11 protein-coding genes are annotated in these 12766 nt (G+C 73.4%); 7 read left to right on the plus strand and 4 right to left on the minus strand.

The genetic code is table 11. The features are described from left to right. Positions 1–854, plus strand: an 854-nt coding sequence (locus tag Q0L15_RS03085; RefSeq protein WP_296602163.1) for a family 1 glycosylhydrolase, incomplete at its 5' end; no start/stop codon positions are given. Between the two features lie 3 nt (positions 855–857). Here the strand turns inward: Q0L15_RS03085 and Q0L15_RS03090 are convergent. After that, positions 858–1511: a sulfotransferase gene (locus tag Q0L15_RS03090; protein ID WP_296602165.1), complete on the minus strand. Its 654-nt coding sequence runs from the start codon at positions 1509–1511 to the stop codon at positions 858–860. Between the two features lie 45 nt (positions 1512–1556). Between Q0L15_RS03090 and Q0L15_RS03095 the strand changes: the two genes are divergently transcribed. The 6 genes from Q0L15_RS03095 to Q0L15_RS03120 are packed head-to-tail and all read left to right on the plus strand — an operon-like array spanning position 1557 to position 9002. Then, on the plus strand, positions 1557–2495 hold the full coding sequence (locus Q0L15_RS03095) for a class I SAM-dependent methyltransferase (RefSeq protein WP_296602167.1): 939 nt from the start codon (positions 1557–1559) through the stop codon (positions 2493–2495). Further along, complete coding sequence (locus tag Q0L15_RS03100; RefSeq protein ID WP_296602168.1) at positions 2492–4093, plus strand: glycosyltransferase; 1602 nt, start codon at positions 2492–2494, stop codon at positions 4091–4093. Before Q0L15_RS03095 ends, Q0L15_RS03100 begins: the two co-directional genes overlap by 4 nt. After that, complete coding sequence (locus Q0L15_RS03105) at positions 4090–5694, plus strand: glycosyltransferase family 2 protein (RefSeq protein WP_296602169.1); 1605 nt, start codon at positions 4090–4092, stop codon at positions 5692–5694. The genes Q0L15_RS03100 and Q0L15_RS03105 overlap by 4 nt, the downstream gene beginning before the upstream one ends. Positions 5695–5704: 10 nt before the next feature. Beyond that, the gene (locus tag Q0L15_RS03110; protein WP_296602171.1) at positions 5705–6772 is read left to right on the plus strand and encodes a sulfotransferase family protein; all 1068 of its coding nucleotides are present in this window, start codon (positions 5705–5707) and stop codon (positions 6770–6772) included. A 3-nt stretch (positions 6773–6775) separates the two neighbouring features. Then, positions 6776–7699, plus strand: a complete 924-nt coding sequence (locus Q0L15_RS03115; protein WP_296602172.1) for a hypothetical protein — start codon at positions 6776–6778, stop codon at positions 7697–7699. Further along, the gene (locus tag Q0L15_RS03120; protein WP_296602173.1) at positions 7692–9002 is read left to right on the plus strand and encodes a hypothetical protein; all 1311 of its coding nucleotides are present in this window, start codon (positions 7692–7694) and stop codon (positions 9000–9002) included. Before Q0L15_RS03115 ends, Q0L15_RS03120 begins: the two co-directional genes overlap by 8 nt. A gap of 3 nt (positions 9003–9005) precedes the next feature. Here the strand turns inward: Q0L15_RS03120 and Q0L15_RS03125 are convergent, their stop codons facing one another. The 3 genes from Q0L15_RS03125 to Q0L15_RS03135 all read right to left on the minus strand — a co-directional run. Then, positions 9006–10328: a UDP-glucose/GDP-mannose dehydrogenase family protein gene (locus Q0L15_RS03125; RefSeq protein ID WP_296602175.1), complete on the minus strand. Its 1323-nt coding sequence runs from the start codon at positions 10326–10328 to the stop codon at positions 9006–9008. Positions 10329–10338: 10 nt separating this feature from the next. Next, positions 10339–11487, minus strand: coding sequence for an aminotransferase class I/II-fold pyridoxal phosphate-dependent enzyme (locus tag Q0L15_RS03130; RefSeq protein ID WP_296602177.1), 1149 nt, complete (start codon positions 11485–11487; stop codon positions 10339–10341). A gap of 17 nt (positions 11488–11504) precedes the next feature. Then, the coding region (locus Q0L15_RS03135; protein ID WP_296602179.1) for an FAD-dependent oxidoreductase at positions 11505–12766 on the minus strand (1262 nt) is incomplete at its 5' end.

Consider the following 12766-nt stretch of genomic DNA (forward strand, 5'->3'; position numbering starts at 1 on the left):
CCGTCAACGAGCCCAACGTCGTGATGATGATGGGCTACGCCGTCGGCATCCACGCGCCGGGACGCAGCCTGATGTTCGACTCGATGCCCGCCGCCCACCACCTGCTGCTCGCCCACGGCCGCGCCGCCGTCGAGCTGCGCGCCGCCGGTGCCACGAGCGTCGGCTGCGCCAACAACCACGCCCCGATGTGGCCGGCCAGCGACGACGAGGCCGACGTCGGCGCCACCAAGCTCTTCGACGCCCTGTGGAACGGCATGTTCACCGAGCCGATGCTGCTGGGCCGCTACCCGGCCGACCTGCAGCCGCTGATGGACGGCGTCGTCCACGACGGCGACCTCTCGATGATCCGGCAGCCGCTCGACTTCTACGGGGTCAACTACTACAACCCGTTCAAGATCGGCGCGGCCCGCGAGGACGCGGAGATGCCGTTCGAGTTCCGCGAGCTCGTCGGCTACCCGACCACCGACTTCGGCTGGCCGGTCGTGCCCGACGCCCTGCGCGAGTGGCTGATCACCCTGCGCGCCCGCTACCGCGCCGCGCTGCCGCCGATCTACATCACCGAGTCCGGCTGCGCCTACAACATGGGTCCCGACGACCAGGGCGTCGTCGACGACCAGGCCCGCATCGACTACCTCGACGCGCACCTGCGTGCGGTGGCCACCGCCTGCCAGCGCGGCGTCGACGTCCGCGGCTACTACACGTGGTCGCTGATGGACAACTTTGAGTGGGCCGAGGGCCTCACCCAGCGGTTCGGCCTCGTGCACGTCGACTACGACACCCAGGTCCGCACGCCGAAGCGCTCGTTCCAGTGGTACGCCGACGTGATCGCGGCGCAGACCAGGTCCGTGGGCTAGACCTCAGACGCTGTGACGGACGGCCAAGGTCGCACGGACCGCGGCCTCGTCGAACTCCTCGCCCAACCAGGCGAACATGCCGCGCAGCGAGGCCGGGTCGGCGACGTAGTCGTCGTAGTGCACGTGGTACGCCGCGTCGCCCAGTGACTCGGCCAGAGCCAGGAGCCGTCGCTCGATCTCGGCGAGGTGGGCGGACTTGTCCTCGCCGCCGGCCCACCACTTGCTCTTGAGCACGTCGGCGTGGTTGCGGGTGTTGACGAGGAACCGCGCGCCCGGGAAGACCTCGCGCAACCACGCGACGTAGTCCTCGAGGTCGGAGTGGTACCACCGGATCTCCTTGAAGCCGGTGACCCGGGTCTCCTCCTTCGGCCGCATCACGGTCTCGGTCGCGAGCCGCCGCAGCTGGCGCACCGCCCGCTCGCGCGGGTAGCCGGTGATCCCGAAGAACGGATGGGTGGGCTCGCGCAGCTTGCGCCGGGGGCCGCGAGTGCTCTCGGTGCGCATCGTCTTCTCGAACTGGAACAGGTGGTGCAGCGCGTCGCGGTTCTCGCCGCGGATGAGATAGCCGGGAAGCGTGTTGAGCAGGCCCATCAGCAGGGTCGAGCCGGAGCGACCATAGGTGACCACGAACAGGTACTCCAGGTCCGGCCGCGACATGGAGCGGAGTCTAGGCGGCGCCCAGGGGGTGCCAGAATGTCGGCCATGTCCGCCCGCGTCCGGCTCGCAGCCGCCGTCCTGGCCATCGTCGTGCTGGCGGTGCCGATCGTGTTCGGGCTGGTGGACGGCACGACCGGGACGCTGGTCGGACTGACGTTCTCGGGTCTCGCCGTGCTCGTCGTCGGGTGCGCGTACGTCGTGCTGCGCCTGCTGGTGCGCCGCATCGACCAGGCCGAGCGACGACTGCGCAAGGAGGTCCGCACCGGGCCCCGGGCGCAGCTGCCGATGGGTGGGCGCCAGTCGGCGCCGCAGCTGCCCAAGGGGCTGGTCACCCCGGCCCACCTGCGTGCCGAGCGCGACCACATCGCCAAGCGGGTCCAAGACATCACCAACCTCTTCGAGATGGTGCCGATCCGGGCCGGCATCCCGCCGCTGGGCCTGTGGACCGCGTCCGCCGACCTGCTGGTCGAGCTCGTGGACCGCTTCGTCGAGACCCGGCCCACGACGGTCGTCGAGGGCGGCAGCGGCGTGTCGACGGTGGTGCTGGCCCTCGCGGCCCGCGAGCACGGCATCCCCACCCGCATCGTCGCCCTCGAGCACGATCCCGTGTGGGCCGAGTCGACCCGGCGGCTCCTGGAGCGTCACGGGGTCGCAGACCTCGCCGAGGTGCGGCTCGCCCCACTCGGCGCGACGTCCCTCGTCGACCACGCGACGCCGTGGTACGACGAGGCCGCGCTCGGTGACCTCCACGACGTCGGTCTCGTGCTCGTCGACGGTCCCCCCGAGGGCACCGGCCCCTCGGCGCGCTACCCGATGGTGCCGTTGCTGCACGACCGGCTCGCCCGGCGGTGCACGATCCTGGTCGACGACACCAACCGCCCCGGCGACGCAGGAGTCGTCGACCGCTGGCGCACGCTGCTCCCGGAGTTCGACGTCGCGACCCTCCACCTGGACAAGGGCGCCGCGGTCCTGACCCGGTCGTGACCGTGTTCGCGGAGCTCGCCACGCCTGCGCTGGTGCTCGGGACGGAGCCCGAGCAGCTGCCGGAGGGCGTCACCTACCTCGCGCCCGGCGACGAGGTCCCCGAGCAGCCGTGGGCCACGGTCGCCCTGGTGGTCGCCGACGAGACCGAGCTGCGCCTCGCCGTCTCCCACCTGCCGCCGCTGGGTCGGGCCAAGCACGTCATGTGCTCCCTCGCCTCGGCACTCGGCCCGGTCACCACGGTGCTGCGTCCGGAGTGGCCGCCGTTGGCGGGTCTCCACGCCGAGACAGCCGACGGCGGCGCCCGCACCCTGCTGACCTTCAAGCGCCCCGCCCCCGCCGCGGCCGTGCTGGTCGAGCTGGCCCGGCACACCGGTACGCGGGTGGTCACCGGCAACCACGGCCTGGTCGTCGACGGCCTCCCCGTCGCGGTGGACCCGACGCCGGTGACCGACGAGGTGCCGGCGAGCGTCACCACTGCGCCGGTCGAGCCGAGCGAGGTGCTCGGCCACCCCCCGGTGCGGGTCGAGCCGGACGCGGACGCAGACGCCGTCGGCCCGCTCGACGAGGCACTCCTCAACCCGGTTGGCTTCCGTCGAGACTGGGACCGGGGGCCCGTGCCGCTGCCCTCGGGCGCGCCGACGCCCGCGATGGTCGCCTCGTTGCGCGACGCCCACACCGTCGTGGTCGGGCCCGGAGCGGACCCGCGCACGGTCGCTGGCCTGGCGATGGCCGGCGTCCCTCTCGTCGGGGACCGATTCGACGTCGCCGACCCCGCGCAGCTCGACGACCCGATGCGCCGCGAGGAGCACTCCGTGCGGCTGCGCCGCGCCGCGCTGCGGGAGCACTCCCAGCTCGCCTGGCGGCAGCGCCTGGCCGCGCGCTCGCGGCTGCGCGCCGCGACGTACCCCTCGGTGAGCGTCCTGCTGCCGACCCGACGCCCCGAGCAGCTGGCGTTCGCGCTCGACCAGGTCGCTCGACAGCGCGGCGTGGACGAGCTCGAGCTGGTGCTCGCGACCCACGGTTTCGAGGCCGACCCCGGCCTGGTGCGCGAACGCCTCGGAGCCCGCCCGGTGACGCTGTTGCCGATGCCGGCCGAGACCGTGTTCGGCGACGTCCTCCGCGCCGCCTCCGACGCCGCGGGCGGCGACGTCGTCCTCAAGATGGACGACGACGACTGGTACGGACCGGAGGTGGTGGCCGACCTGCTGCTCGCCCGGCACTACTCCGGCGCCGAGCTGGTCGGGATGCCGGCCGAGATGGTCTACCTCGAGCCGATCCGCACCACCGTTCGGCGTCGCGGCGCCAGCGAGGTGTTCGGCGGCGTGGTCGCCGGCGGCACGATGATGATCGACCGGGCCGTGCTCCGCGAGATCGGTGGCTTCCGGTCCGTCCCGCGCCACGTCGACGCACGCCTGATCGAGGACCTCCGCGACGCCGGCGGTGGGGTGTATCGCACCCATGGCCTGGGGTACGTCCTCAGGCGCACCGTGCAGGGACACACCTGGGATCCCGGCCTCGGCTACTTCCTGACCCGCCAGGCGGTGTCCGGTCAGTGGCGTGGTTTCCGTCCGAGCACCCTCCTGGAGGCAGACCGATGAGCCCAGAGACCATGCAGCCGCGGGTACGACGCAACGACTGGAGCGCGCTCGAGGCCCCTCGGATCGGTGCGTGGGAGCCGACACTCTCGGTCTCGGTGGTCATCCCGGCGTACGGCGCGCAACGCCTGCTGCCCTACGTCCTGGCGGGCCTCGCCGCCCAGACCTACCCCTCCCACCTGCTCGAGGTCGTCGTCGCCGACGACGACCCGCGCGCCCCGCTGGAGCTCCCCGAGGTGCGCCCCGAGCGCACCCGACTCGTCCGCGTCGAGGACGGCTGGGGCCGGGCGAACGCGTGTCACACGGGCGTGCTGGCCGCCGAGGGCGACGTCGTGCACTGGCTCGACGCCGACATGCTGGTCGAGCCGGACGAGGTCGAGGCGCAGCTGCGCTGGCACCACCTGATCGATCACGCGGTGGTGCTCGGACACAAGTGGTTCGTCGACCCCGAGCCGCTGCTCGCCCGCGAGCCCAGCGGCGACGGGCGCATGCACGAGACGTTCGCCGCGGCCGAGAAGGGGCGGCACTGGGTCGAGGACGTGTGGGACCGCACCGACGACCTGCGCACCTCCGGACCGCGCGCGCTGCGGGTCCACGCCGGCGCCACAGCCTCGCTGCGTCGGGCGCTGTACGACGAAGCCGGCGGCATGGACACCTCGCTGCGGCTGGGCGAGGACGTGGAGCTGGGCTACCGCCTGGCCCAGTGCGGTGCGGTGTTCGTGGCGGACCGGGAGGCCCGGGCCTGGCACCTGGGGAGCTCCCACCAACAGACGCGGCAGCAGGAGGTCAACGACTACAACCGGCCGTTCCTGGCCGACCGGGTCCCGGACCTCCAGCCCCAGCGCCGCCAGGGTCGCAGCTACGCGGTGCCCTACCTGCAGGTCGTGCTGGACACCCGCGGGGTGGACGCCGGTGCCGTGATCGCGACCGTCGACGCCGTGCTCGCATCGTCCACGCACGACCTGGTGGTGACCCTGCTCGGCGACTGGTCGGCCCTCACCGAGGAGCGCACCTCGCCGCTCGACGACCCGCAGAGGAGCGGTCGACTGGTGCGTGCGTCCTACCTCCACGAGCCGCGCGTCGAGCTGGCGGAGTCCCTGCCCGACGGCCCCGGTCCCGCGATGTTCCGGCTCACCGTGCCCGGCGGCTCGTGGGCGCCGGGGCAGCACACGATGGCCACCCTGCTGCTGCACCTCGAGCGCACCCACCTCGGGCTCGAGCAGGTGATGCTGCCCGACGGCACCTCGGTGCGCGTGGAGCGCACGGCGGCCTTCGCCCGGGCCCGCCGCGTCGCCCGCCCCGGGGAGGACCTCGACGACGTCGTCGACGAGCTCTTCGGCAGCTGGTGGGTGGAGGGCGTCGACGCGGGCTTCCGAGCAACAGCAGACCTGCCGCCGCAGGCACTGCGCGGGATCGCGACGCCGGCACTCGAGCCGGCGACCGTGTGGCGCCAGCTGTCGAAGCCGGACCGGGAGGCGAGCGAGGAGGATGCCGGATCGCGTCGCCGTGCGGCTCGCCCGGCTCCACCAGCCGCGTCGCCGGCCCCCGGCGGCCGGTCGGTGCGCGGCAGGATCGGTTCGCTGCTGCGTCGCCGCCGGCACTAGGGTGCCTGCCATGGTGCCTGGCATGTCGTCGACGCCGATCCCGCTCTCGGAGCCGATCCCGGTCAAGCGGCGGATCGTGTTCGTCGTCGGCTCCGGGCGCAGCGGCACCAGCACGATGGCCGGCGCCCTGCGGACGCTCGGCATGCACGTGCCGCAGCCGGAGGTGGTCGCCGACGAGACCAACCCCAAGGGCTTCGGCGAGCCCCAGTGGGTCGTCGACTTCCACGACGAGCTGCTCAAGCGCTGCAACGTGCAGGTCTCCGACGCCCGGCCCTCGGCCTGGTTCCAGGCCGGCAAGCTCTCGGCGTTCGACCCGCTGCGCGGCCGGCTCACCGAGTGGCTCGAGGAGCAGTTCGCCGACGGCGGGCCCGAGCTCGTGGTCAAGGACCCGAGGTTGGCCTGGTTCCTCGGGTTGTGGCGCGCGGCCGCGCTGCGGTGCGACGCGGAGCCGGCGTACGTCACGATGCTGCGCCCGGTGACCGAGGTCGTCGGCAGCAAGCAGCGCTACTACTCCGCCAAGGCCGGCGAGGTCCAGCGCACCGCCGCGTGGGTGAACATGATGCTGCACACCGAGCGGTCGACCCGCGGCTCCGCGCGCCGGTTCGTGCGCTACGACGATATGCTCAAGGACTGGACGATCCCGGTGTTCGGCATCGGCCAGGCCTTCGACATCGACGCCGTGAAGTCCGCGACCGCCAACGACATCCGGCGCGTGCACCAGTTCATCGACCCGTCGCTGCGGCGGGTGCAGCTGACCTGGGACGACATCGAGGTGCCCGGACGGCTGCGCGAGATCGCCGAGGCGACCTGGCAGCAGCTCGACCGGCTCGCCGACGAGGACGGCGACACGCCCGCGGTGCACGAGCGGCTCGACGAGCTGCGCGCGGCGTACGCCGACCTGTACGACGAGGCCGAGGCGATCGCGCAGTCCACCGCGCTCGCGGCCCGCCGCGAGGGAGAGGCCCAGGCCGCGACCGGACAGGGGCGGCTGGCCGACCGGGTGCCGCACGGCGTACGCGCGATGGTGCCCGCGGGGGCGCGCCGCGGCCTGCGCAAGGCCTTCGGCAAGGAGCGCTAGGACGTGTCGCGCGGGGCGCCCGACATCGCGAACGTCGAGGGCGAGCACGACTACGACGTGACCTGGCCCTGGAACGACGGCCCGCTCACGCCCGGGCTGACCTGCGTGTTCCGGGTGCGCAACGAGGCGCGCAACCTGCCGTGGGTGCTGCCGCCGATGTTCGAGGCCGTCCAGCACGTGGTGCTCGTCGACAACGGCTCCGACGACGGCACGCCCGAGGTGGCCCGGCGCGTGGCCGAGGAGTGCGGCGCGAGCGACCGGTTCACGCTGACCGCCTACCCGTTCCGAGTCAGCCGCGCCGGCGCCGAGCACCTCGCGACGCCGCCCGACTCGGTGCACTCGCTGACGCACTTCTACAACTGGTCGTTCTCGCAGGTGCGCACGTCGTACTCCATGAAGTGGGACGGCGACATGGTGCTGACCCGCGAGGGCGTCGCCACGCTCGCCGACCTGTCCTGGCAGCTCGAGGACTCAGGCGCCGTCGTCCTCGTGCCGCGACACCCGGTCTCGATCGTCAACGACTCCGAGGCCTGGATCGACCTCGGGTTCCGGTTCCTCGAGCCGTGGATCTACCCGATGGGCCCGGAGTTCACGTTCGTGAAGGCCTTCGAGTGGGAGGTGCGGGAGTTCCCCAACACCTCCGAGCGGATCATCCTGCCCGAGGGGCTGTGCGTGGAGCTGAAGTGGCTCGACGTCGACGAGTTCGCCCATTGGAGCCACACCGAGTTCGACACCTCCCGAGCGCCGCGCAAGCGCCGCGAGTGGGAGGTCTACAGCGCGATCCGCGACGGGCGCGCCGACCGGCTCGAGGGCATGCAGCACATCCAGGCCCCGCCCGGGGTGCACGTCATCGACCACATCACCCGCACCTGGCTGCCGCGGGCGCCCCGACCCCTGGTGCGGCGGGTGGGCCGGCTCGATGTCTGAGCCGGGCCCGAGGGACTCCGCGGTCGAGGTCCGGGTCGCCGACCTGATGGCGCTGCGCGCGTACGCCGGTGCGTCCGACGAGCGCTCGTCGGTCGTCCGCGTCGTCGTCGAGTCGGCTCCTGGCGCACTGTCGCTGGTGCCGCGGCCGGACTGGCCGACGCTGCGCACGTTGCGCTCGCGTCGCTCCGAGGGCACGTTCGTGCTGGTGGCTCGGTTCGCCCGGCCGGTCGCGGTCGCCGACGTGGTGCGCGAGATCGGCCGGCAGGTCGTCTGGCCGTCGGTCGCGGCGACCCGCGAGGGACGGTTGGACCTGCGGGTGCTGAACCCGATCGGGTTCCGGCGCGACTGGGACCGCGGCGTGGTCCCCCTGCCCGACCGGCCGCTCGGGCCGGACCTCGTCGCCGGCCTGCGCGACGCCCAGGGTGTCACGGTGACGCCGGACGCCGACCCGCGCACGGTCGCCGGCCTCGCGATGGCCGGCGTCCCGCTGGTGGGTCCGGGGTTCGCCGACGTCGACCTCCATGACCCGCTGGCCCGTGAGGAGCACAGTCTGGAGCTCCGGCGGGCCGCGATCGACGAGCACGGCTCCGTCGACTGGCAGCGCCCCGTCTCGGTGCTGCTCGCCACGCGGCGCCCCGAGCAGCTGGACTTCGCGATCGCCCAGGTGGCCCGCCAACGTGGCGTCTCGGCGCTTCAGCTGGTCCTCGCGCCCCACGGGTTCGACGCCGAGGTCTCGCGGCTGCGCGAGCTGGTCGGCGACGGGGTCGACGTACGCCTGGCGCCCGCGGCCGCCGAAGCGGTCTTCGGCGACGTGCTGCAGGCGGCCGCCGGCGCGGCCGACGGCGACGTGCTCCTGAAGATGGACGACGACGACTGGTATGCCCCCGACGTGATCGCCGACCTGCTGCGCGCCCGCGCCTACAGCGGCGCCGAGCTGGTCGGGATGCCCGCAGAGTTCCACTACCTCGCGCCTCGCGACCTCACCGTCAAGCGCGGCCATCCGACGGAGCTGTACGCGCGGTTCGTCGCCGGCGGGACGATGATGGTCGACCGCGCGGTGCTGCGCGAGGTCGGCGGGTTCCGCAGCGTGCGCAAGTACGTCGACGCGCAGCTGCTCGCGGCCGTCACCGCCGCCGGCGGCGCGATCTACCGCACCCACGGCCTGGGCTACGTCCTGCGCCGCAACGCCTCCGGTCACACCTGGCAGGTCGACATGGACTACCTGCTCGACCCGTCTCGCGTGGAGCGCTCCTGGCCGGGGTTCACGCCCTCGCGGCTGATGGAGCTCGAGACGCGCTCTTAGGCATCAGGCCCGGCCGAGGGCCCGGGCGGTCCACCCAGCGGCCCGCCAGGCGTCCAGGTCGAGCGCGTTGCGCCCGTCGATCACCTGGGGACGCCGCACGACGCCGGCGAGCTCGGCCGGGTCGACGGTGCGGAACTCCGGCCACTCGGTGAGGTGCAGCAGGAGGTCAGCGTCATGGGCCGCCGCCATGGCGGACTCGGCGTAGTCGAGCGTCGGGAACGTCACCCGTGCGGTGTCGTTGGCCTTGGGGTCGTAGACCGAGACCATGGCGCCGCGCAGGTGCAGCTGACCGGCGATCGAGAGCGCGGGGGAGTCGCGCACGTCGTCGCTGTGGGGCTTGAACGCCGCGCCCCACACCGCGATGCGGGCGCGCGCGACGCTGCCGCCGAGCATCGAGGTCGCGATCTGCACGACCCGGGACCGCTGGCGCAGGTTGATGTCGTCGACCTGGCGCAGGAACGACATCGTGTCCTCGACGCCCAGCTCGCCGGCCCGGTGGAGGAACGCGCGGATGTCCTTGGGAAGGCAGCCTCCACCGAATCCCACACCGGCGTTGAGGAACTTGCGGCCGATGCGCGCGTCGTGGCCGATGGCGTCGGCCAGGTCGACGACGTCGCCGCCCGCTGCCTCGCAGACCTCAGCGACCGCGTTGATGAAGGAGATCTTGGTCGCCAGGAACGCGTTGGCCGAGACCTTCACCAGCTCGGCGGTCGCGTAGCCGGTGACGACGACCGGCGTCCCAGCGTCGATCACGGGGCGGTAGAAGTCGCGCAGCTCCCGCTCCTCCCGCTCGGAGGAGACTCCGAACACCAGCCGGTCGGGTTCGAGGGTGTCCTTGACAGCGAAGCCCTCGCGCAGGAACTCCGGGTTCCACGCGAGCCGCGCCTCGGACCCGGCGGGGGCGAGCTCGGCGAGCCGGCTCGCGAGCCGCCCGGCGGTGCCGACCGGCACCGTCGACTTGCCGACGACGAGCGCGCTCTCGGTCAGGTGCGGCGCGAGCGACTCGACCGCCGCGTCGACGTACCGCACGTCGGCGCCGAGCCCGTCGTGGCGCTGCGGCGTGCCGACGCACACGAAGTGGATGGTCCCGAAGGCCGCGGCCTCCTCGAAGGAGTCGGTGAACCGCAGGCGCCCCGTCCCGACGTGCTCGGCGAGCAGCTCCTCCAGCTCGGGCTCGTAGAACGGGACCTTGCCCGCCGCGAGCGACTCGCGCTTGGCGGCGTCGATCTCGACGCCGAGCACCTCGTAGCCGAGCTCGGCCATGCTGGCTGCGTGGGTGGCGCCGAGGTAGCCACATCCGATGACGGTGACGCGTTGTGCGGGCACGGCTGAGAGTCTAGGAGCCGGTGGGTGTCAGCGCGGTGGCGACCGCGTGGATGATGCGTTCGAGGCGCTCCGGGCTTGTCGCGAGGTTGAGGCGCACGTGTCCCTCGAGCCCGGGGTGGTAGTCCGAGCCCGGCGCGAGCCGCACGCCGTGCTCGGCTCCGGCGGCGGCCGGGTCCGCGACGCCGTACGCCCGCAGGTCGAGCCAGGCGAGGTACGTCGCCTCCAGCGGGCGCATCCGCGCCGCGGGCAGGTGTACGGCGAGCAGCTCGGCGAGCCGGTCGCGCTGCGCGGCCAGCCGCTCGACCAGCGCGGCGTGCCACGCGTCGCAGTCGCGCCAGGCGGCGACGCCGGCGACGATGCCGAGGCTCGACCAGTCGTGCTGGGCAGGGATGGGCAGCCCGGCGACGACAGCCCGGTCCGCGGGATCGAGCAGCACGAGCTGGGCGCCGTGGACCGCGGGGATGTTGAACGACTTCGACGCACTCGTCACGACCACCGCGGACGGGTCGACCGTGAGGTAGGGCGTGAACGTCGCGCCGGGCAGCACCAGCGGGGCGTGGATCTCGTCGGCCACCACGCGCACGTCGTAGCGCCGGGTCAGGTCGGCGAGCGCCGTCAGCTCGTCGTGCGTCCATGCCCGGCCGAGCGGGTTGTGCGGGCTGCAGAGCAGGAAGGTCCGGGCGCCGGCCGCGAACGCCGCCTCGATCGCGGCCAGGTCGAGGGTGGCCTCTGCGCTGTCGGGATCGAGGACGACCGGCACCAGCTCACGTCCGGTGACCGCGACCGCGTCGCGGAACGGCGGGTAGCAGGGCAGCGGCACGACGACCGGTCCCGGCGGGCAGAGCGCCTCGAGCGCCAGGCGCACCCCGGTCATCACGCCGCTGGTCGGGAGCACCGCCTCGGCCGGCACGGTCCAGCCCCAGTGCCGCTCGGCGAACCCCGCGAACGCCTCGCCGAGCCCGCCGTCGCCGAACGGCGCGTAGCCGAGCGAGCCGCGTCGTACGGCGGCGACCAGCGCCTCCTCGATCGGCTCGGCCGGCAGGAAGTCCATCTCGGCCACCCAGGCCGGCAGCACGCCGGGCTCGACCGCGCCCCACTTGAGGGGGAACGCCGCGCGGGCCTGCTCGTCGGTGAGGTCGCGGATCCCGTTCGTGGTCACGCGGCCATTGAACTCCCCTAGAGTGCGGCGGCCACCCTGGTGCCCTGCTTGATGGCCCGCTTGGCGTCCAGCTCGGCGGCGACGTCCGCGCCACCGACCAGGTGCAGGCCCTCGGGGCGGGCGGCGAGCAGCTCGTCGTAGAGGCCGCGCACGGACTCCTGGCCGGCGCACAGCACCACGTGGTCGACGTCGAGCACCCGCTCCTCGCCGTCGACGACCACGTGCAGCCCGGCGTCGTCGACCCGGCCGTACGTCGCGCCGCTGACCTGCACGACGCCCGACTGCTTGAGCACCGCGCGGTGCGCCCAGCCGGAGGTCTTGCCCAGGCCGATGCCGATCGGGGTGGTCTTGCGCTGCAGCAGCGTCACCTCGCGGACCGGGGTGCGCGGCTTGCGCTCGGTGAGCCCGCCGGGGTGCAGCGTCGGGTCGCCGACGCCCCAGTGGGCCATCCAGTCCGCATCGGTGTCGGCGGGGTCGTGGGTGAGGAAGTGGCTGACGTCGACGCCGATGCCGCCGGCGCCGATGACGGCCACCCGACGACCCGGGACGACCGCGCCCGACAGCACGTCGGCGTACGACACGACCTTGGGGTCGTCGACGCCGTCGAGCTCCGGCACCCGCGGTGCGACGCCGGTGGCGACCACGACCTCGTCGTACGACGCGAGGTCGGCCTCGCTCGGCGCCGTCGACAGCCGGACGTCGACACCGAGCACCTCCAAGCGGCGCGCGTAGTAGCGCAGCGTCTCGGCGAACTCCTCCTTGCCGGGCACCTGCATGGCCAGGCGGAACTGGCCGCCGATCTCGGCCGAGCGCTCGAAGAGCGTGACCGCGAGACCGCGCTCGGCAGCGGACACCGCGGCCGCGAGCCCGGCCGGGCCGGCACCGACGACGGCCACGGTCTTCGCCGTGCGGGTGGGCGCGAGCACCAGCCTCGTCTCCCGGCAGGCGCGCGGGTTGACCAGGCACGACGCCTTGCGGTTCGCGAACACGTGGTCGAGGCAGGCCTGGTTGCAGGCGATGCAGGTGTTGATCTCGTCGGCGCGACCGGCCGCGGCCTTGGCGACGAACGCCGGATCGGCGAGCAGCGGCCGGGCCATCGAGACCAGGTCGGCCTCGCCGTTCGCGAGGATCTCCTCCGCGAGCTCGGGGGTGTTGATCCGGTTGGACGCGCACACCGGCACCGACACCTCGGCCTTGAGCCGGGCGGTCGCTGAGCGCCAGGCGCCGCGCGGCACCTGGGTGATGATCGTCGGCACCCGGGCCTCGTGCCAGCCGATGC

Origin of the sequence: Nocardioides sp., from assembly GCF_024509035.1 — a bacterium.
GTDB lineage: Bacteria > Actinomycetota > Actinomycetes > Propionibacteriales > Nocardioidaceae > Nocardioides.